Genomic DNA, 20,781 nt, shown 5'->3' on the forward strand with positions numbered 1-20,781 from the left:
GATAAAATTTACGGTCAGAATATCGCAGCAGGCTAACGGGCTGCGCCAGCCCGCCCCGGAATCTCATGGGGCGGGCAGCCAGCTTACAGGCGGTTACTGGCCTCGACCAGTTCGTTATAGGATTTTAAAACGCGCATCGGAGAACCCGATACCATCCAGCCCGAATTGCCGCTTCCTTTCAGCAGCATCTGATCACCCGTGCTGTAAGGGGTTTTATCGCGGACCCGACGCATGCGATCTTTGCAGTCTTTCAGGAAGGTTCCGGCATTCTCCTGGAAGATGGACCAGGATAATGGCTTGCCCGCTTCGCTGGCCGTGGCCTTTCCTGCCTCCGCCAGCAGCGCACTGTAAGCATCAATCGCTTTTGTCATCTCAGCCACATCGGGTGCGGGCGCGGTAAACACGGTCGCCAGCTGTTTGGCCTGAGTGACTAACGCCAGGCGGTAATAGCGACTATGGCGGCCCTCAGACTTTTCAATCTCAACGAGTTGCGCAGCGGTGAGGGCATTGTTCTCTTTCTCAACTTCAGCACCGAACTGGTCGCTGGATTTCATAAAGCGGTCAAATGCCTGCATGAGCGGCTGATGCATCTGCTTGCCTTTTGCAAAGCCATCATCCTTGTAATCGTCCTGACTGTAGTAAAGGTGAGCCTCTGAAACCAGTGGCTGCAGCGCCGTTAAATCGGCCAGATACTGTGTGGCCGCGGCATCCAGCGCCGGCATTTCAGGGCTGGCCTTCGATGCCTCATTGATAGCTTTAGTGCATTTATCCAGTTCGTAAGGCGTGATATCCCCCAGCAGGTTTACGTTGCGCTCCTTGCCGGTGGGTCCCTTTTCTACATTCGCAATCCAGCTCACGTAACGAAGCGCACTGTCACGAACCGAGCCATCGGCGGTGTTAAAGCATCCCACATAGGCGTTTAATTTTGTGGTGAGTTGCGCCGTCGGATCCGCTGCAGCGGCCTGAGGCTGGCTCTGCGGAGCCGGTTTTGCGTCCGCTTTGTCACTGTTGTCGCATGCCGCCAGTGGCAGTACGAGGGCGGTCACCAGCATGCCGGGTAATATTGCTCTTTTAAACACAATCGCTCCTTAATTCAGGGTGTCAGAAACTCAGATTCTGATCAGGTGATGCGCTGTCGATCAGGCGCTGTGCGCCGCCGCCTCTGCTTCTTCTTTCAGTAACGCCCGGACTGTCTGATGACGATGCCAGTAAAGGCCGAGGGTATTTTTGAAGGCTTCAATCTCCTTCTTCAGGCCCGGCAGGGGGATTTCACTGCGCTTTTTGCCCCTGGTGTTCGGCTGCACATGCTGCACGTAGAGCTTATCCCGGCCGAAATTACGAATGACGTTGATGTTTTTAACGTTATCCCAATCCAGCAGTTCGCCGGTTTTCGGCGAGACGATGCCCTGCCAGGTGATCACAATCTGCGAGCCATCTTTCAGCGTGTAAGGCACATTGGGGAAATGCTTCAGCACCAGCGCGGTTTCTATCTCACCTTCAGGCTGATAGCGCCAGGCCAGGCTCTCCTCATGCACTGAGGAGAAGTCGCGTTCATATTTCTGCCACAGCTGCTGTTCGATCTCGTTGGCAACCGGCATCAGATCGACCCAGCTCCCGGCCGGGAAATCGGCGGCGACCGCTGCATAGTCAGCTTCATCAATGTTATAGCCGACGTTGCGCATCCTTTCTGCCAGCGGCGGGTGTGAATCAAACGGGTGCGGCACATTCTGTTCGCGGACAATGCTGATAAAGTCCGGAGAGGCGACATGCTCAGGCAGACCGGCAGCGATAGCTTTGCTGATGCCCAGTTCGTTTTCGTGCAGCGTCCGGTTATTAAAGAAGTTGCGCTCAACTTCACTGCGGTAGCTGGCATAGGCCGACACTTTGATGAGTGATTCGATAATCGCGGCCGGGGAGACCAGCGCTGAGGCATTGCGGTCCGCCACAAACTCACGTTCACGGCTGTTGCGCTGCCATGCCAGCTCAAACAGCATGCGATAGAGATAGAGCGGGTAGTAGACGATCAGCGTGGCCAGATTCTCACCCATCAGCTGCATGTAGAGGTCAAAGCGGTGCAGCTTCGGTCCCAGCAATGCGCCGGAGGCGGTGTCGCCTTCATGAAGGTGTGTCAGCTCATGGACCATCACCCCATCCGCCTGCGCCACGGTGAGCTGACGCAGCAGGGGAATACTGACATAGAGCTTACGACCGGTGAGCGGGTGTCCGTTTACGCTCAGCGGCGCTTCCGTCACGTAGAAGTTGGTGTCGATACCCGCCACGATATGATCGGGTGGCGTGGTGCCCACTCTGGCGGCCAGCATATCAATCTGCGACCAGAGTGCCGGGGCGGCTTCGCGGGTCACCACTTCGCCTTCGATACTCTCTTCCGGCGGGAGTTTTTTGAAGATGCCTTTAATCATGTAGTACATGGCAGCCAGCACCAGCAGAGCTACCGCCATCACCAGTTTTGGATAGTAGGTCTGCGTGAAGAAAGCCGTGCTCCAGAAGGAGAGCCAGACCAGCATGACGCCCTGAACCATGACCTCCAGAGAACAGGCCAGCATCAGAAATTTGCGGGCCAGCGCCAGACTGATGACCTGTCCCCGGCGGCTTTTAAAGGCCAGGGCGCTGAACAGCAGCACCATCAGCAGGACAACGCCACTGCCGATCAGGGTCCAGATGGCCACTTTATCCATCATGTAGAACTGCCACAGCTCCGATTGCGGTGCGCAGACGGCGTTTTTGTAATCCTGCAGATTTTCATCAACCGGGCCACAGACGCTGGACGGCGGATTCTGCTGCAAAAATGCCTGCAGTTTGCCGGTATCCTGATGTTGCTCCTGCGCATCGTTCATGAAGAACTGGGTGTACTGCTGATCGAGTTGCGAGTTGCCATATTCAGCAAAAACCAGGGTAATAACGGGTATCAGGAACAGTGTGAACAGCAGCCAGAGAAATACCTTCAGATAACCCTTTTTCAATTCCGTTAATGATTTCAAAATAATAACATCCTGTATGTCAGTGAAAGGGAACGCGCTTTTTCAGGACGTTCTTTAAAAGAATACCCTGGCCCCGGCTATGCTGTGCGGGACATGTAAGCGCTATTATAATTATTGCAGGGGATTATAAGCCAGCCTGAACCCGTTTTGAAAAGGCCCGGAAAATTATTCCAGCCATTCTGCCCGGCCTGACTTTTTCCTGGCATGACACCAGAAATTTGAGTTAATGTTCATTATTTATTTTGCTCAGCCTCCGCCATAAAGTTTAAAAACCTGCCTGTCTGCCTTCGCTACACCTGATTTTATATTTTGCCAGCCGCGCTGAAAGAAATTACCAGCGTATCCCTTTAAAGGGATTCCAGCTGTTGTCACCTTTTCGCTCTTTCAGGTAATAATTGTAATTCGTCGTCATGCCATACAGGGCGTTAAAGCCATAGCCCAGACCAACCTGAAGATACCGTGGAAATTCCATGCCCACTATCGCTAAGGCGATGATTACAGCAGTATAAACAGCCATCATAATTAAAATCAGCATGATGTTCTTCTTCCACAGGCCGAGTACAAACAGATAAATCGGCCCGAAAAGGAAGGCAATTAAGTTCATGTTCACCCTGAATTTTTGTCTGAAAGTCAGTGATTTCAGTGCCTCTCTGAAGCCGGGTGAACTGGGCGCACCATAACGGTCAAAAAAATCAAAGCGGGCCTGCCACTTCGCACTGTACTTTTTAGACGTATTCTCTTTGCGATTATTTTCAGTGAGTTGTTCCATGTTAACCTCCATGCCTTAGGCGAATATCTGTCGGGCAGCCAACTGTTTCAAACGGATGACAGCGGCATAAATTCCGCGTGTCGAAACAGCCGATGCGAATTTTAAAAACAGTGATGCCGCAGCCGCGATTCATTCACACGCAAATAATATCGCAGCGCAACAAATAGCCCTGTCGCGCCCGGTGCGTAATATTGACAGAACGCCGGGTTCGGGTAAGCAACATCCTCAGGAAATAACCCTGCCAGCATCTGGCGCTTTATAATGAAACAGGCCGATACGCCCTGAACGGGCCAGGGGGAATATTAGCACCAAAGAAAATATCGCCACAATGATAAAAATATGTTAATTTTCTGAAAATCATTCCTCGTTCTTCACCCTGTTAAAGGATATAAAGATGATCGCGTGGAGCGGAGTCGGGCTTTTTGTCGCGCTATTAATTTGCGCTGCCTATCTGCTGTGTAAATGGGTGCTGGATTTTTATTACTACGACGGTTTCTTTATCGCACATTTATGGGCAACAGGGGCGGCACTCATCGTTGCAGCCCTTTTTTGTGCGCTCTTCGTCTGGGCACTCCGGCAGGAAAAATGGCTGGATTCCATCGCCACCGCCACTAAAAGTGAGCCGATGATGGCCCCCGAAAAAACCCACAACTTCTTTTTTATCCCCGTTCTCTACTGGCCGATTATTCTGTTACTGCTCGGTTCAGGGATCTGTATTTACGACCTGACCCGATAACGCCTCTGCCTCGCCGACACCCGATGGGGTGTCAGTGAAATGGAAATATCCACTACACGAAGGAGTTCACGGTGAAATTACGTCAATCATTAAACATTATGGGTGCCCTCTGCCTGACCGCTGCCCTTGGCAGCACCCCGATGATCGCATCGGCTGCCGAAGCGAAAACAGCGCAAGCCGCAAATCCGCAGACGCAGACGATCTCTTTGCTGGATGGCAAACAGACTTTCAAACTGCAGGGTTATGAGCAGCAGCCTGTTCCGGGCGGCGGTCCGGGTACTATGTATGTGAACAAGCAGGAAAAACGCGTAATGATTATTGGCGAAGAAGAGATCCCGGTCATTGCGCGCGGTGGCAGTGACGCTGATTTTCTTGAAGGCGGGAAGTCTATCAAAGACAAGCAGAAGCAGGCATCACCTTCTTATACGGTGATCAGTGAGAAAACTGAAAATGCCCATGGTCTGCCGGTTTATCATATTGAAGCTACTAACAAAATGGGCGGCAACGATGTGCAGCAGGCGACGCTGCTGGCGGTCGCCAACAAGAAATTCACCGTTATTCAGGTGATTTCAAATCACAAAGACAAGGCTGGTCACCTGAAAGCGGTTAACAATATTCTGGGTAAATAAGCCGATCTGCCCGTGTTCCCTGCGCGAATACGTTATTGATTGCTGTCAGACTCAGCCTTATTTAAGTCTGTCAGCAGTCTGAGGCCGTTTCCGGCCTCTCGTTACCTCTCCCTCAGTTGCTCACTTCAGGCCGCGCGCACCTGCGGCATCTCGATATCCGCGCTGATACGTGCGCCATTGGCATCAAACACCATGCAGTGGTGCGGATGAAAAGCAGGACGCAGCGTCTGATAGGGGCGGAAATGCACATCGCCAGGCAGCAGCATCTTGAAGCCGTCGTGGCCGTGGCTCTGACCAAACAGACAGGTATTATTGCCGAGTCGCTCAACCACCTCGCAGTGAAAGTCGATATTCAGAGGGGCATCGCCGTTGATTTGCAACTGCTCCGGCCGGATACCCAGGGTGATCTCATCACCCGGCTGCAGCGGGCGGATGGGCGAGGGGAGTTGCAGCCGGTGTTCGCCGTCATTAATCAGGGCAACCAGCCCGGCAGGGCCACACTGCTCCACGCGCGCGGGCAGGAAGTTCATCTTTGGTGAGCCGATAAAGCCCGCGACAAAGCGGTTGATCGGATTGTAATAGAGCTCCATTGGAGAGCCGACCTGTTCCACCTTGCCGTAATTCATCACCACAATCTTATCGGCGAGCGTCATCGCTTCCGTCTGATCGTGTGTGACATAAACCATGGTGGTTTTCAGCTCCTGATGCAGTTTAGCAATGTGCAGCCGCATATCGACACGCAGCTCTGCATCCAGGTTCGACAGTGGCTCATCAAACATAAACACCCGCGGATTACGCACAATCGCGCGACCGATGGCGACCCGCTGACGCTGTCCGCCGGAAAGCTGTTTGGGTTTGCGATCCAGCAATTGCCCCAGCTGCAGCGTTTTCGCCACCATCTCTACCTGATGCTGAATCTGCGCTTTCGGCAGCCCGTTGACCTTCAGGCCATAGCCGATATTCTCCGCCACCGTCATGTGTGGATAGAGTGCATAACTCTGGAACACCATCGCCACGCCGCGATGCGAAGGCGCCACATCATTCATCACCTCATCGCCAATCAGAATCTCGCCTTCACTGATCTCTTCCAGCCCGGCAATCAGCCGCAGCAGCGTGGATTTACCGCAGCCTGACGGACCGACGAACACCGCAAATTCCCCGGCCTCGATATCAAGCGCGATATTTTTCAGCGTTTCTGTTTTACCAAAGCGTTTAGTGACGTTTCTCAATCTGATACTGGACATGCTGATCCTCATGGCAGGAAATTTTGCGGCTAAAATGTATGACGTATAACAGTCAGTCGATTATCACGTCAGCCCTGATGGTGCCTGCGCTGACTATAACGTTCCGCCAGAGTGCGCCCTATCGCTGTTTTTGATTTCTGTAATACCGATCACACATTGGTGCAAACGGGCTGGAGCGCAGCACCTGTTCCGCGTAGCGTATGGCGAAAATGCGATACGTTAATCACTCACCACATGTCCTGTTAATCCCTGTTGAACATGTGTCTGAAAAAAGAACAACAGCAAATGACAGCTTAAAATGTCATACCTTCACACGAGGCCGGTAATGAAAATCAAAATCAGCGTTACGCTACTCCTGTCAGCATTGATGCTTAATCAATCCGTCTGGGCCGCTCAGCAACTCACCGTCTGGGAAGACATTAAGAAATCAGACGGCATCAAAACGGCAGTCGCCGATTTTCAGAAACAGTTCGGCGTTGAAGTGAAAGTGCAGGAGATGCCGTTTGCACAGCAGATCGAGAAACTGCGTCTGGATGGCCCGGCGGGAATCGGCCCGGATGTACTGGTGATCCCCAACGACCAGCTCGGCAGCGCGGTGGTGCAGGGTTTGCTGGCACCGCTGAAGATCGACGCGGCGGAGCAGAGCGTCTTTACCCCGTCGGCGATGGCGGCGTTCACGCAGAATAACGTGGTCTATGGCGTACCGAAGGCGGTGGAAACCCTGGTGCTGATCTACAACAAAGATCTCCTGCCAGCGCCGCTGAAAACCCTGGATGAGTACCGCGCTTTCTCGCAGAAGCAGCGCGAGGCGAAGCAGTATGGGCTGCTCGCTAAGTTTGACCAGATTTACTACAGCTGGGGCGTGATGGCGCCGATGGGCTCTTACATCTTTGGCAAAGACGCTAAAGGCGCGATTAACACCAAAGATATCGGGCTGAACACGCCGGGCAGCGTGGAGGCGGTGACGTATCTCAGGCGCTTCTTCAGTGAAGGATTACTGCCGGGCGGCATCATGGGCGACAACGGTCTGAATGCCATCGACTCGCTGTTTACCGAGAAGAAAGCGGCGGCGGTAATCAACGGGCCGTGGGCGTTCCAGCCCTATCAGGCTGCCGGCATCAACTACGGCGTGGCACCCCTGCCATTGCTGCCTAACGGCAAACCGATGAGTTCCTTCCTGGGTGTGAAAGGCTATGTGGTATCGACCTGGAGTAAAGATCAGGCGCTGGCGCAGAAGTTCCTGACCTTTATCAACCAGCCGCAGTATGTGAAAGAGCGCTATCAGAAAACCCAGGAGATCCCACCGGTTACTGCACTAATGAACGATCCGATTATTAAAAACGATGAAAAGGCCAACGCGGTTGCGGTGCAGGCGGCGCGGGCGTCAGCCATGCCGGGTGTGCCGGAGATGCAGGAAGTGTGGGGTCCCGCTAATGCAGCACTGGAGCTGAGCGTTTCCGGTAAGCAGGAGCCAAAAGCGGCGCTGGATAACGCAGTGAAGCAGATCACCATGCAGATTGAAGCGATGCAGGCCAGCAATCAGTAATGCCGGTTCGCGGGATAACCGTACAGGATAAGGATCAGAGTGTGGCGATATCTTCCGATGAACATCTGGTGACGGCTAAGCGACCGCGTCGTCATGCGACGACCGGTGCGCTGCTGGCACTGCTGCCTGGCTTCGGCCAGTTTTACCACCGCCAGTGGGCGAAAGGGCTGTGCTTTCTGATCCTGCTCAGCAGTTTTACTGGCGTCTTTCACGATTTTCTGCGTGAGGGATTCTGGGGGCTGTATACGCTGGGTGAATCGGTGCCGCGTGATAACTCCATTTTCCTGCTGGCAGTGGGGATTATCAGCGTGCTGATCGCCGCCTTCGGCGTGGCGGTCTGGGGTGTGTCGGTGCGCGACGCGTGGGTCAACGGCGTTAAACGCGATAAAGGCCAGCAGCTTAACAGCGTGCGTCAGCAGTATCAGTTACTGCTGCGCGACGGCTTCCCGTATCTGATGATTTCGCCGGGCTTTATTCTGCTGGTGTTTGTGGTGGTGTTTCCGATTCTGTTTGGTTTCGCCATCGCCTTCACCAACTACAACCTCTATCACACGCCCCCGGCGAAGCTGGTGGACTGGGTGGGGTTCAAAAACTTCATCAACATTTTCACGCTGTCGATCTGGCGCTCCACCTTCTTTGACGTGCTGCAATGGACGGTGGTCTGGACGCTGCTGGCGACCACGCTGCAGTGCACGGTGGGCGTGATGCTGGCGATTCTGGTGAATCAGAAAGACCTGCGCTTTAAACCGCTAATCCGGACCATCTTTATCCTGCCGTGGGCGGTGCCGGGCTTTGTGACCATTCTGGTGTTTGCCGGGATGTTCAACGACAGCTTTGGGGTGATCAACAACGCGATTCTCGACTTCTTTGGCATCGCGCCGAAAGCCTGGATGACCGATCCGTTCTGGACCAAAACGGCACTGATCATGATGCAGACCTGGCTGGGTTTCCCGTTTGTCTTCGCGATGACCACCGGTGTGCTGCAGGCGATCCCGGACGACCTCTATGAGGCGGCAATCATGGATGGCGCCAGCGCCTGGACGCGGCTGAAAACCATCACGCTGCCGCTGGTGCTCTACGCCATTGCGCCGATCATCATCACGCAATACACCTTCAACTTTAATAATTTCAACATCATCTATCTGTTTAACAACGGCGGCCCGGCCGTGGCGGGATCGAATGCCGGAGGAACCGATATCCTGGTGTCGTGGATCTACAAGCTCACCATGTCGTCGTCGCAATACGCTATCGCGGCCACCATCACCATTCTGCTGTCGATTTTCGTGGTCGGTCTGGCGCTGTGGCAGTTCCGCGCGACCCGGTCGTTTAAACAAGATGAGATGGCGTAAGGGAGCAGTTATGGCGAAGTCCGGCAGTATTAAACGCGAAAGGTGGATACGCCTGTCGCTGACCTGGCTGGTGGTGCTGGCCGTCTCGACCATCATCATCTATCCACTGGTCTGGACGGTTGGGGCATCACTGAATGCAGGTAACAGCCTGCTCAGCAGTTCGATCATCCCGGAGAATGCGTCGCTGCAGCACTACCGCGACCTGTTCAACGGCACGGTGCCTTATATGACGTGGTACTGGAACTCGATGAAAATCAGTTTCCTGACCATGGTACTGACGCTCATCAGCGTCAGCTGTACCGCCTACGCCTTTTCCCGTTTTCGGTTCAAAGGGCGTCAGAACGGCCTGATGCTGTTTCTGCTGCTGCAGATGATTCCGCAGTTTTCGGCGCTGATAGCGATTTTTGTGCTGTCGCAGCTGCTGGGATTAATCAACAGCCACCTGGCGCTGGTGCTGATCTACGTCGGCGGGATGATCCCGATGAACACCTATCTGATGAAGGGCTACCTCGACTCGATTCCCAAAGATCTGGATGAGTCGGCGCGCATGGACGGGGCAGGCAATTTCCGCATCTTTGTGGAGATCATCATGCCGCTGTCGAAACCGATTCTGGCAGTCGTGGCGCTGTTCTCCTTCACCGGGCCGCTGGGCGATTTCATTCTCTCCAGCACCATCTTACGCACGCCGGAGCAGTTCACGCTGCCGATTGGCCTCTATAACCTGGTGTCGCAAAAAATGGGCGCCAGCTACACCACCTACGCGGCCGGTGCCGTGCTGATCGCCGTGCCGGTAGCGGTGTTCTATCTGGCCCTGCAGAAGTACTTCGTTTCCGGCCTGGCCTCAGGCAGTACTAAAGGATAAATCATGACGCCAAAAACATTGATTCTCGCCCTGGCGCTGGCCTGGGCGACACCGCTGCTCGCCGCCGATCAGCCTGTCATCGCCTCTGCCGGGCCGTGGCCCGCCGATTTTATCAAAGGTGCGGATATCTCCTCGCTGGCTGAGCTGGAGAAGCAGGGCGCGAAATTCTACAACGCGGACAACCAGCAGCAGGATGCCATCGCCATCCTGAAAGCCAGCGGTATTAACACCATCCGGCTGCGGCTGTGGGTCGATCCCACCGACGACAGCGGTCACACCTACGGCGGTGGCGGCAACGATCTGGCGACCACGCTGGCGCTGGCGAAGCGCGTGAAAGCGGCGGGCCTGAAGCTGCTGCTGGATATCCATTACAGCGATTTCTGGACCGATCCCGGCAAGCAGTTCAAGCCCAAAGCCTGGCAGTCGCTGACCTTTCCGCAGCTGGAAACGCAGGTGCATGACTATACGCGCGACACCATCGCCCGCTTTAAAGCGGAAGGCGTGATGCCGGATATCGTGCAGATTGGCAATGAGCTGAATGGCGGCATGCTCTGGCCGGAAGGCAAGAGCTGGGGCCAGAACGGCGGCGAGTTCGATCGTCTGGCCGGTCTGCTGAAAGCCGGCATCAGCGGGCTGCGCGAAAACCTCAGCGATCCGCATCAGGTGAAGATCATGCTGCATCTGGCCGAGGGCACGAAAAACGACATGTTCCGCTGGTGGTTTGACGAAATCGTTAAGCGTGATGTGCCGTTCGATGTGATTGGCCTGTCGATGTACACCTACTGGAACGGACCCATCAGCGCCCTGAAAGCCAACATGGATGATATCTCCCGGCGCTATGACAAGGATGTGATGGTGGTGGAAGCGGCCTACGGCTACACGCTGGAAAACTGTGACAACGCTGAGAACAGTTTCCAGGCTAAAGAAGAAAAAGCGGGCGGCTATCCCGGCACGGTTCAGGGTCAGGCGGCCTATCTGCATGACCTGATCAAAGCGGTGATGGCAGTGCCGGACCATCGCGGCAAGGGCGTGGTTTACTGGGAACCGGCGTGGATCCCCGCGCCCGGCAATACCTGGGCGACTCCTGCTGGCATGAAATATATCCACGACGAATGGAAACAGGGTAACGCCCGCGAAAACCAGGCGCTGTTTGACTGTCACGGCAAGGCGCTGCCTTCGCTACAGGTTTTTCATTAATTATTAGCGCTAACGCTGATGTCTTCCTCTGAGGAACAGGTATGAATAAATTTCCCCCGCTCAGCGCCCGGGTTAACCGGCTGCTGCATGGTGCTGACTACAATCCGGAACAGTGGGTGCACCAGCCGGGCATTATTGATGACGACGTGGCAATGATGAAGCAGGCAAACTGTAACGTTATGTCGGTGGGTATTTTCAGCTGGGCGAAGCTGGAGCCGGAAGAGGGACGCTATGAGTTTGGCTGGCTGGATGAGGTGATCGATACGCTGTGGCTGCAGGGAATTTCTGTGTTTCTTGCGACCCCGAGCGGGGCGCGTCCGGCCTGGATGTCGCAGGCGTATCCGGAGGTGTTACGCGTGGGGCGCGATCGCGTACCCGCCCTGCATGGCGGCCGTCATAATCACTGTATGACTTCGCCGGTCTATCGCCAGAAAGTGCAGGCGATGAACAGCCGGCTGGCGGCGCGCTATGCGCATCATCCGGCGGTGATCGGCTGGCATATTTCCAACGAGTATGGCGGCGAGTGTCACTGCGATCGCTGTCAGGAGGCGTTTCGCGGCTGGCTGCAGCGGCGCTATGAGACGCTGGAGAGGCTGAATTTCGCCTGGTGGAGCGATTTCTGGAGTCACACGTATAGCGACTGGTCTCAGATTGTCTCGCCTGCGCCACAGGGTGAGATGTCGATTCATGGCCTGAATCTGGACTGGCGACGATTTATGACCGCGCAGGTGACGGACTTCTGCCGGGAGGAGATTAAACCGCTGAAGCAGGCCAATCCCGATCTGCCTGCCACCACCAATTTCATGGAGTATTTCTACGACTACGATTACTGGACGCTGGCTTCGGCGCTCGATTTTATCTCGTGGGACAGCTACCCGATGTGGCACAACGAGAAGGATGAGACCACGCTCGCCTGTTATACCGCGATGTATCACGATTTGATGCGCACGCTGAAGCAGGGCAAGCCGTTCGTGCTGATGGAGTCGACGCCGGGCGCGACGAACTGGCAGCCGACCAGCAAGTTAAAGAAACCGGGGATGCATATTCTGTCGTCACTGCAGGCGGTGGCGCATGGTGCGGACGCGGTACAGTATTTCCAGTGGCGCAAGAGCCGGGGTTCGGTCGAGAAGTTTCATGGCGCCGTCGTCGATCATGTCGGTCATCTGGATACGCGCACCGGTCGTGAAGTGATTGAACTGGGCCGGATGCTGGCCGCGATGACGCCGGTAATGGGCAGTCGGGTTGAGGCCCGGGTGGCGATTATTTTTGACTGGGAGAGTCGCTGGGCGATGGATAACGCGCAGGGACCGCGCAATCTCGGCCTGCATTATGAGCGCACGGTAAACGAGCATTATCGGGCGTTCTGGGAACAGGGCGTTGCGGTCGATGTGATTAACGGCGACAGCGATTTCAGCGGTTACGATCTGGTGATTGCGCCGATGCTGTATATGGTGCGCGACGGTTTTGCGGCGCGAGCAGAAGCGCATGTTGAGCGGGGCGGGCATTTCGTGGCCAGCTACTGGAGCGGCATCGTGAATGAGAGCGATCTTTGTTATTCCGGCGGGTTCCCTGGGCCGCTGCGGCCGCTGCTCGGCATCTGGTCAGAAGAGATCGACAGTCTGACCGATGAGGAGTTTAACGGCGTGCGCGGTGTGCGCGGCAATGAGCTGGGGTTGAGCGGGCCGTATCAGGCACGGGAGCTTTGCGAGCATATCCATCTGGAGGGCGCGACTGCGCTGGCCACTTACGAGAGTGATTTTTATGCCGGCACCCCGGCGGTGACGGTGAACCGTGTCGGTCAGGGGAAAGCCTGGTATATCGCGTCGCGTAATGATCTGCCGTTCCATCGGGATTTTTATGCTGCGCTGATTAAGCAGCTGGGGTTGCCGCGTGCGCTGGCGAGTGATTTGCCGCCGGGCGTGGTGGTGCAACGCCGAACGGATGGCGAGCAGGCGTTTCTGTTTGTGCAGAACTTTACGGCGCAGGTGCAGCAGGTGTCATTGCCTGCCGGGCTGACGGATTTGGTTGATGGCGCAGGTGTTGGGGAATCGCTGACGCTGGGGCCGTGGGGGTGCAGAGTTTTGAGTGTGCCACTGGTGTAGGGCTACTCAGGCTCAGGGGCAGGTTTGTTGGCGATTGCTGGCAGTCTGCTTACCGGCTCAGAGGGCATATGCCTTCCGCAAAGATGCAAAAGACGGCATCCCTGCCCGCTCAGCACGGGCCGTCCCTGGCCCGTGATGCTTTGCTACAGGCATATGCCCCATCGCTTTTGAGACCGGGCATTGTCTGTAGGAATAGCTGGGTTTTACTCTTGATGTAGGGCAGGTTTTTTAGAGCCTGATTGCAGGATGGGTGCACGAAGCGTGTATATTCTGTGAGCGGTCCCGAGCCTGTACCCCTCGTTTTCGGTTATCAGTCATGAGTGGCGGGCAGCAGCCCGCCTTTTTATTATCTGAAGGAGAACAACATGGTGAGTCTGAAATCGTTTAAGCAATATTTCAGTCGGCAGCCGCTGACGGTGGAAGAGCTTGAAGTAGACAGTGAGCTCCTGGAGCGTCTGGTGAACTGCTTTGGCGGACGTGAGAATATTGAGCAGGTAGACGCCTGTTTAACGCGGCTTCGCGTGAAGGTGAGGTCGCTGAAGGCGGTGGATACGGCGGGATTGCAGAAAGCCGGAGCGATTGGCGTAGTGATTCTGGGGCATGAGGTTCATGCGATCTTTGGTAAGCAGTCTGACCAGCTGCGTCAGCTTCTCGAAGCCCGTTTCTTCAGGCCGGAATAACACGCCGCTGTAAAATACGAAGTAAAAAAAATGGATAACCGTCGCCGGTTATCCAAATAAGCCCCTGCATAAGAGCTTAACAATGATCACAATGAGGAGACTGCGTGGTTACCACCAGGCTTCGACCTGTACGCCGAAGTTCCAGGTGTTGTTACTGGTGTTGTCTTTGAAGCTATGTCCATCTTCTGAGTCATTCAGGTAAGAGGCAAACAGACGCAGTTCCGGACGTGACATAAACTCGGGACCGGCTGCCAGGCCCAGCGCCAGCGTATATTTCTGACCCGCCTGTCTGTAGTCGCTGCCCACTTTGTTCTCATCTTTCTGCCAAAAGCTGCCGACCTCGCCAATGCCGCGAACATACTGGGTGAACTGATACTGTCCCCGGCCCACCAGCGACAGCAGGGTACTTTTGCTGGTCTGCGCGGTCACATCATCCGCTGAACCCCAGGTGAAGACCTGATTAATGGAGAACTTGTCGGTAATCGGCAGCAGGCCGGTGTTGATCACGCGGTAGCCGGTGGCGTTTTGGGTATCGTTCCACATGTCATACCAGCCGCCGCCCTGCGAAATCATGTTCTGCGCCAGGCCTTTGTTGGCGTACTGGAACACCAGTTTCTGATAGCCGCCCCACACGTCCTGACTGATTTCACTGGTGACCATAACGCCGTTATCCGCGTCATACAGGCCACCATATTCTTTCTGTTTGTTGGTGGTGTTCGGCATCGCGTAATCAATACCGAACTCCGTCCACGCGCCGCTCCAGGGTGTCCAGCCGGCATAGCGCAGATCGAGGTAGTTGATGTTGACGTCGTTATCGCCATCGACGCGGTAATCCACGTCATTCGCATCGCCACGAATCCACGCAAATGAAATAGCGCCCGGACCCAGCGTGTAGTTTTCGATACCGGCGCCCGAGCCGGAGATATTCCAGTATTTGGTATCAATGATGTGCAGATCGTGACGCTGGTAGTAGCGCTTACCGCCCCAGATCACCGCATCCTTGTCACCCGGCACCAGCCCTTTAATCTGCAGGTTCAGCTGACGTAAACCAAACTGTGCGTCGTCGCCGAAGGTGGTTTCGTTATCGTTAGAGCCGTCGGAGAACATGCTGACCATGGTGTCGACGTAGAAACTGACATCATCCTTTTTGTAGACCTCGCTGCCAAGTTCAACCTCGCCATAGGTGTCGGCTTCGTTGCCCAGACGGCCCACCTTGTTCTTTTGATACTCTTCAATACCGCCATCCTGCGATACGCCCACGCCACCACGCAGATAGCCATGGAAATCAATGTTGTCGATAGCGGCATAGAGCGTCGGGGAGGTCAGGGCCGCAGCAAGCGCCACAGCAGCAGTACGTAACCTTGTTTCCATGTTATCCTCAATTTTATTTGTAATACGTTCACATGACAGCGGCAGTAAACGCCTTTTGTCAGATTGGTGACAAACAAAATCGCGATAATGTGTGATGCACTGCAAATAAAGTGGCGGTATTTGTAACGATTAGTGAATCAGATCACCAAATTTTACTATGTGAAGGTATTACTTTTATTTTTTATTCGCGCAATGTGACTGCGACAGTCTGGCTTAACTACTGCCTGTGATACCATTCCGCTATCGGTCATCAGAGATGCGAATTATGAAATCAAAAAATGCCACCTTAGAGGACGTCGCCCGTCATGCTGGCGTGTCGTATCAGACGGTATCAAGGGTTCTGAATAAGTCGGCAAATGTCTCGGAATCAACGCGGCGCAAGGTGGAACAGTCAATTGAGACCCTGCGCTACGTGCCTAACCGACTGGCGCAGCAGCTGGTGGGGAAGCAGAGTACGACGCTGGGTCTGGTGACCACATCGCTGGCTTTACATGCGCCATCACAGGTGGCCGCTGCGGTGAAACGTTATGCCAACGCAGCGGACTATCAGGTGCTGATTGCCATGATTGATGAGAACGTCAATCAAAGTCTGCAGAATTGTATCAATGAGCTGAAGTCTCAGCGGGTGGATAAGGTCATCATCAACGTCCCGCTGGAGAGCAGCGACGCTGAAAAGATTGTGCAGGAGAACGAAGACATCCTCTGCCTGTTCCTGGATGTGGATCCCTACAGCTCGGTGTTTAACGTTTCGTTTAACCCGGCTGATGGCACCCGCGCCAGCGTTAAATATCTCTATGAACAGGGGCATCGCGAATTTGCGCTGCTGGCCGGGCCTGAGCAGTCCGTCTCCGCCAATCTGCGGTTAAAGAGCTGGCTGGATACGCTGGAAAGTTACCGGCTGAAGCCCGTCAGTGTCAGTCACGGCAACTGGGATGCCCAGAGTGGGTATAACGGCGTGCTGCAACTGTTGCGGGAAGCGCCGGAGTTTAGTGCGCTGCTGGTGGGTAACGATCAGATGGCGCTGGGTGTGCTGAGCGCGCTGCATCAGCGCGGCGTGGCGGTGCCGGGTCAGATTTCGGTGATTGGCTATGATGACACCTATGAAAGCGCCTTCTTCCATCCGGCGCTGACGACGGTGTCGCTGGATCTGGATTTGCAGGGCAAGGAGGCGGTTGCGCGTCTGTTGTTAGCCAGTGAGCAGGATGAGCAGCGCTCCTCCTCGATTCTGCCCGCAAAGCTGGTGGTGCGCAGTTCGACCGGCAGCGCCGGGCAGCAGCAGCGCGATTTAAAGCAGATAGCCGAACAGCTACGGCTGCTCGCAAGCAAGCTTGAGTAGTACGGCAATCCATGAAGATAAAAAAAGCACATGAACGCACCGCTGCTATGCTCAGATCAGGACAATTATTCTGAATGTCGGACAACTTACCTGGTCGTCTGATGCTGTAGCGACGTGCATACTGATGCGCGGTAAGGCTACCGATACATTCAGCCCGCTTTCTCTGGCTTCAGGGAGTGACATTATGTTGTGGCTCGAACAGGGACTTTACCTCAGGATTGAAGAGTTAGCGCATGGCCCCAGGCCGCTGCCGCTTTCCAGTGGCTTTACCCCGCAGACGGCATATCGCGCGCTGGGATGTTTTAACCCCTCTGAAACTTCAGATGCCTACTACATTCTTTCAAATGACCGCGATGAAATATGGTTTATCTGTAACCGGCATCTGAGAACCGTCTGCCTTGATGCCAGTAACACCGCCTTTCGGGTGAATCTGCAGGAGCCTGCAGAGCGTCTTCCGGTACTTTCCGCCGCGCCCGATAGCCATTTCATCTCCTTTGAACGTCCAGTCTGATTTGGCAATCTTTGGGTTACGATGCAACAGAGATTAAAAAAGCCGCCATTGCTGGCGGCCCTGATAGCGCGTATGAATGCGTTGCCTGTCGGTCTGGCGGTCGCGCTGTTTTAATTGGCCGCTGCCGTTTTCATGGCCGGGCGCTGTGGCAGCACCACCAGGCAGGCGATGATGATCAGTGCCAGCGTCAGCGAGGCACCGTAGCGACTCAGCGCCAGTCCGCCTGAGGCAAGGGGTTTATCCAGGAAATCGCCGACAACGGCACCCAGAGGTCGGGTCAGGATAAAGGCCGCCCAGAAAAGCGCAGTGCGTGAAAGTGAGGTAAAGCGACTGGCCGCCCAGATGATCACCAGCGCGCCAACAAACAGCAGTATCCCGCCATCGTAGCCCAGACCTTCTGTGTCTGCTGTCCAGTCACCTAACGCCGTGCCCAGCGTCTGGGAAAACATAATAGTGACCCAGTAAAAGCTCTCGGTAACCGCGTTGTTCACCGAACTCACTGCGACCGTACCGCAGGTGATTTTCCAGAGGAAGAGCGAGAGGATGAGCAGTGTGCTCAGCAGCAGGGTGCCACCCAGATAACCAATGTTCAGTGAGCGATCGGCAAAATCTGCCATCGTTGTGCCGACCGTAGTGGTGGCAACCACGGTAAACCAGTAAATCCATTTGTTGAAGCTGTGACGGTTGATCTGCACGACCACCGCGATCAGAAAGATGATGGCGAAAATCAGTGTTCCGGTCAGGTACCCCAGATTCATCGACATAGTCACCGCATCGCCGCCGGTTTCACCCAGGGTAGTTGCAGCGATTTTGGTTAACCAGAAAGCCGCGGTAACGGCCGGAACTTTACTCAGAGCGTGAGAGGCTGTGTTGTTATTTTGCATAGGGTGATACTCCGGAAAAGCCCAACATGGGCTAATACAGTGGAGAGGTTATAGGATTAATCTTAAGGAAAGATTAAGCTGCAGGAATGGGTTGAGGGTTTATTCAAAATGTTTTCACGGCGTTCTGGTCGCGGTGAAAATACTCGGAGGTCAAACACGGTTCAGACGGGAAGCACATATCACGCTGTATTCAATGTTAATTTATGTGTTCCAGCAGGGAATAAGTGAACCTGGCCTGTGACGGGTTATCTGAGGTGCGCTACAACACGCTTCTGGCTGACAGGTCGCTAAAAGAAATAAAATTAAAGAATTATAAGGTGACTGTGCATTCTTTTCGGGTTTAGCCAGTTGCTCCCGACAGATGAAGAAGGATGAAACAGAAATCGCCGGTGACGTACAGGGACTCAGACAAGCTGAAAACACTACGTTTCCTCATCGCTGAGATATCACGCTGTCATTAAAGATTGAGGCCAGATGAGCCGATAACCTCAGGCTCATACTTCTGACACTGCATACTGTCATAGACGTTTTGCGAAGAACCATAGGGAAATGGCATCTCAGAAACTGCAGCCGCAGAGGTTCCGGTTTCAGCCAGCGTTTGATGGTGGTTATTCCTGCAATGATGAACCTGCCCCCGGAGCCGCCTTCAGCTTCAGGCGGGCAATAACGGTTATAATCAGGTCTGTAGCGACGGGTATTGAGCTTATTTAATATCGTCAGCGACATCGGAGTCGGCCGCCATGAACACAATGATCAAACCCTCTTTTACCGCTGTCTGGTCTACAGACGCCCAGGGTATCTGCGTCGCCAGTCAGGCAAGCCCGGCGGGTCTGATGCCTGAACTGAAGGGCGTGACGCTGAGTTCATGGCTGAGGCTGGCGCAGGCTGATGACGATGCGAAAATCGCGCTGAAACTGACTGCCGCGCTGGAAATGCTGACCCCTTTTCATATCGAAGTGCCGATCCACTGTCTGGATGGCAAGACGCGCCGTGTGCTTTTGTCCGGCTTACCGGACGCCCAGCCTGGTACATCTCACCTGCAATATAACGGCTTCATTCTTGATGTGACCGGACAGCGTAAGGCGCTGGAAGATGCACTGCGCACCGCAGCAGAATATCGTTTGTTAATTGAAAACAGCACCGATCTGATTGCCCATTGCGACGCGGAAGGCCGTTACGTTTCCATCTCGCCTTCTTATAGCGAAATGATTGGCTGGACTGCCGAAGAAGTCGTCGGCCAGATGGTGGTGGATTTCCTGCATCCCGACGATCGCGGATTAGCCACTGAAGCGCTGGGCTGTATCTTCAGCGGGGGCGTGCTGCCGGATGTGGTTGAGGTGCGTAAACTGCATCGTGACGGCCATTACATCAATCTGGGCACAAAAGCCTGTGGCGTCATCAACCCTAATTCCGGCAAAAATATTGGTGCCGTGCTGGTTTCACGCGACATCACGCGAGACAAAGAACGGATGCGCGATCTTGAGAAGCTGGCGACCCTGGACACGCTGACCGGACTGCATAATCGTGCCTGGATCATCGAGAAGGTGGGCTGCATGCTGTCGCAGACAGACGATCAGGCTTTCACCACCGTGATGTTTATCGATTTGAATGGGTTTAAGGCGGTGAACGATCTGATGGGCCACGCGACAGGTGATGCTTTATTGCAACAGTTCAGTGAACGGCTGCAACGCTGCATGCGTCCGGGCGACTCGGTGGCGCGGCTGGGTGGAGATGAGTTTGTCGTGGCAGCGAAGTGCAGCAACCGCGAAGCCGCTTCCGCCATTGCCCGGCGGATTATCGACAGTCTGCACGAGCCATTCGCCATTGATAACAGGGATGTGCGCATCGGCGCGGCGATTGGGATCAGCCTGGCCCGTTTCGGTACGGCATCGGCCAAAATGTTATTCGAAAACGCGGACAAGGCGATGTACCAGGCCAAAGCACGGCGCGATGGCTCTTATCAGTTTTTTGAGTCCGCAGCGGATTAGTTGACGCCCAGGATTGCGTGTTTCGTTTGCGGCCCTGCAGGGCTTTTACTGAACTTCTCCGCTCATCAACCTGACGCTATCGCCATGCCGCAGCAGCGTCCGGGCTAAGGTTTATATCGATTCTTCCCCATCCCGCCCATCATCATAAACCGCCTGCGCCTGTTCCATCGCTCCCCCATGTTGCTTCGCCCAGCTCACCAGCGCGATAAACGGATCCTGTAAAGTCCGGCCCAGCGGCGTAATCGAATATTCGACCGCCACGGGGGAGGAGGCGATCACACGGCGGCTCACCAGTCCATTTCGTTCCAGTCGCCGCAGTGCCTCCGTCAGAGACTTATGGGTAATGGGATCGAGCCTGCGCTTAATGGCGTTAAAACGTGACGGCTGGGAGCACAACACGGTCAGAATCAATACTGACCATTTGTTTGCCACCTGTTCCAGAATAGGGCGCGTGCTGTTGATCTCGGCCAGCACAACGGTGATATCAGTGGTCATGAGGTTTCCTTGAGGATATCTGGTGTACATCAGGTGCGTAATTGACACTAAATATAATAAATATACCATCGGGTGTCTAATCT

18 protein-coding genes are annotated in these 20,781 nt (G+C 54.7%); 11 read left to right on the forward strand and 7 right to left on the reverse strand.

Annotated features, from left to right (window positions below; translation table 11 throughout):
- Nucleotides 1–83: 83 nt before the first annotated feature.
- From PU624_RS02115 to PU624_RS02125, 3 genes are all read right to left on the reverse strand, one after another.
- Nucleotides 84–1,079: a YiiG family protein gene (locus PU624_RS02115; RefSeq protein ID WP_283544651.1), complete on the reverse strand. Its 996-nt coding sequence runs from the start codon at nucleotides 1,077–1,079 to the stop codon at nucleotides 84–86.
- Between the two features lie 60 nt (nucleotides 1,080–1,139).
- Nucleotides 1,140–2,999, reverse strand: a complete 1,860-nt coding sequence (locus tag PU624_RS02120) for a M48 family metallopeptidase (RefSeq protein ID WP_502921551.1) — start codon at nucleotides 2,997–2,999, stop codon at nucleotides 1,140–1,142.
- A gap of 331 nt (nucleotides 3,000–3,330) precedes the next feature.
- Nucleotides 3,331–3,768 carry a DUF2628 domain-containing protein gene (locus tag PU624_RS02125; protein ID WP_283544652.1) on the reverse strand — a complete coding sequence of 146 codons (438 nt, stop codon included), beginning with the start codon at nucleotides 3,766–3,768 and terminating at the stop codon, nucleotides 3,331–3,333.
- 394 nt (nucleotides 3,769–4,162) lie between these two features.
- Here PU624_RS02125 and PU624_RS02130 point away from each other — a divergent pair, with 394 nt between their 5' ends.
- A complete protein-coding gene (locus PU624_RS02130) occupies nucleotides 4,163–4,504 on the forward strand; it encodes a hypothetical protein (RefSeq protein ID WP_283544653.1) in 342 nt (113 codons plus the stop codon).
- A gap of 71 nt (nucleotides 4,505–4,575) precedes the next feature.
- Nucleotides 4,576–5,133: a hypothetical protein gene (locus PU624_RS02135; protein ID WP_283544654.1), complete on the forward strand. Its 558-nt coding sequence runs from the start codon at nucleotides 4,576–4,578 to the stop codon at nucleotides 5,131–5,133.
- Between the two features lie 125 nt (nucleotides 5,134–5,258).
- On the opposite strand, the gene PU624_RS02140 is transcribed toward PU624_RS02135, so the two are convergent.
- Nucleotides 5,259–6,389 carry an ABC transporter ATP-binding protein gene (locus tag PU624_RS02140; RefSeq protein WP_502921552.1) on the reverse strand — a complete coding sequence of 377 codons (1,131 nt, stop codon included), beginning with the start codon at nucleotides 6,387–6,389 and terminating at the stop codon, nucleotides 5,259–5,261.
- Between the two features lie 313 nt (nucleotides 6,390–6,702).
- Between PU624_RS02140 and PU624_RS02145 the strand changes: the two genes are divergently transcribed.
- The 6 genes from PU624_RS02145 (at nucleotide 6,703) to PU624_RS02170 (ending at nucleotide 14,113) form a co-directional block, all read left to right on the forward strand.
- The gene (locus PU624_RS02145; RefSeq protein WP_283544656.1) at nucleotides 6,703–7,923 is read left to right on the forward strand and encodes an extracellular solute-binding protein; all 1,221 of its coding nucleotides are present in this window, start codon (nucleotides 6,703–6,705) and stop codon (nucleotides 7,921–7,923) included.
- Nucleotides 7,923–9,272: a carbohydrate ABC transporter permease gene (locus tag PU624_RS02150; protein WP_502921553.1), complete on the forward strand. Its 1,350-nt coding sequence runs from the start codon at nucleotides 7,923–7,925 to the stop codon at nucleotides 9,270–9,272. The genes PU624_RS02145 and PU624_RS02150 overlap by 1 nt, the downstream gene beginning before the upstream one ends.
- A 10-nt stretch (nucleotides 9,273–9,282) precedes the next feature.
- Entirely contained in the window at nucleotides 9,283–10,134 is an 852-nt protein-coding gene (locus tag PU624_RS02155; protein ID WP_003851665.1) for a sugar ABC transporter permease, read from the forward strand.
- Nucleotides 10,135–10,137: 3 nt separating this feature from the next.
- Nucleotides 10,138–11,331 (forward strand): glycoside hydrolase family 53 protein, encoded by a 1,194-nt coding sequence (locus PU624_RS02160; RefSeq protein ID WP_283544658.1) that lies wholly within the window; start codon nucleotides 10,138–10,140, stop codon nucleotides 11,329–11,331.
- Nucleotides 11,332–11,372: 41 nt separating this feature from the next.
- Entirely contained in the window at nucleotides 11,373–13,433 is a 2,061-nt protein-coding gene (locus PU624_RS02165; protein ID WP_283544659.1) for a beta-galactosidase, read from the forward strand.
- A gap of 365 nt (nucleotides 13,434–13,798) precedes the next feature.
- A complete protein-coding gene (locus tag PU624_RS02170) occupies nucleotides 13,799–14,113 on the forward strand; it encodes a PTS sugar transporter subunit IIB (protein ID WP_283544660.1) in 315 nt (104 codons plus the stop codon).
- A gap of 108 nt (nucleotides 14,114–14,221) precedes the next feature.
- Here the strand turns inward: PU624_RS02170 and PU624_RS02175 are convergent, their stop codons facing one another.
- Nucleotides 14,222–15,484 (reverse strand): maltoporin, encoded by a 1,263-nt coding sequence (locus tag PU624_RS02175; RefSeq protein ID WP_283544661.1) that lies wholly within the window; start codon nucleotides 15,482–15,484, stop codon nucleotides 14,222–14,224.
- A gap of 265 nt (nucleotides 15,485–15,749) precedes the next feature.
- On the opposite strand from PU624_RS02175, the gene PU624_RS02180 reads away from it, so the two are divergent.
- Nucleotides 15,750–16,820, forward strand: coding sequence for a LacI family DNA-binding transcriptional regulator (locus PU624_RS02180; RefSeq protein WP_283544662.1), 1,071 nt, complete (start codon nucleotides 15,750–15,752; stop codon nucleotides 16,818–16,820).
- 184 nt (nucleotides 16,821–17,004) lie between these two features.
- Complete coding sequence (locus PU624_RS02185) at nucleotides 17,005–17,331, forward strand: hypothetical protein (RefSeq protein WP_283544663.1); 327 nt, start codon at nucleotides 17,005–17,007, stop codon at nucleotides 17,329–17,331.
- A gap of 110 nt (nucleotides 17,332–17,441) precedes the next feature.
- Here PU624_RS02185 and PU624_RS02190 read toward each other — a convergent pair whose 3' ends face one another.
- On the reverse strand, nucleotides 17,442–18,215 hold the full coding sequence (locus PU624_RS02190; protein WP_283544664.1) for a COG4705 family protein: 774 nt from the start codon (nucleotides 18,213–18,215) through the stop codon (nucleotides 17,442–17,444).
- 740 nt (nucleotides 18,216–18,955) lie between these two features.
- On the opposite strand from PU624_RS02190, the gene PU624_RS02195 reads away from it, so the two are divergent.
- On the forward strand, nucleotides 18,956–20,203 hold the full coding sequence (locus tag PU624_RS02195) for a sensor domain-containing diguanylate cyclase (protein ID WP_283544665.1): 1,248 nt from the start codon (nucleotides 18,956–18,958) through the stop codon (nucleotides 20,201–20,203).
- Between the two features lie 111 nt (nucleotides 20,204–20,314).
- Here the strand turns inward: PU624_RS02195 and PU624_RS02200 are convergent, their stop codons facing one another.
- The gene (locus PU624_RS02200) at nucleotides 20,315–20,698 is read right to left on the reverse strand and encodes a winged helix-turn-helix transcriptional regulator (protein ID WP_283544666.1); all 384 of its coding nucleotides are present in this window, start codon (nucleotides 20,696–20,698) and stop codon (nucleotides 20,315–20,317) included.
- Nucleotides 20,699–20,781: the final 83 nt, after the last annotated feature.

Source organism: Pantoea sp. Lij88, assembly GCF_030062155.1.
In the GTDB taxonomy this organism is placed as follows: Bacteria; Pseudomonadota; Gammaproteobacteria; order Enterobacterales; family Enterobacteriaceae; genus Pantoea.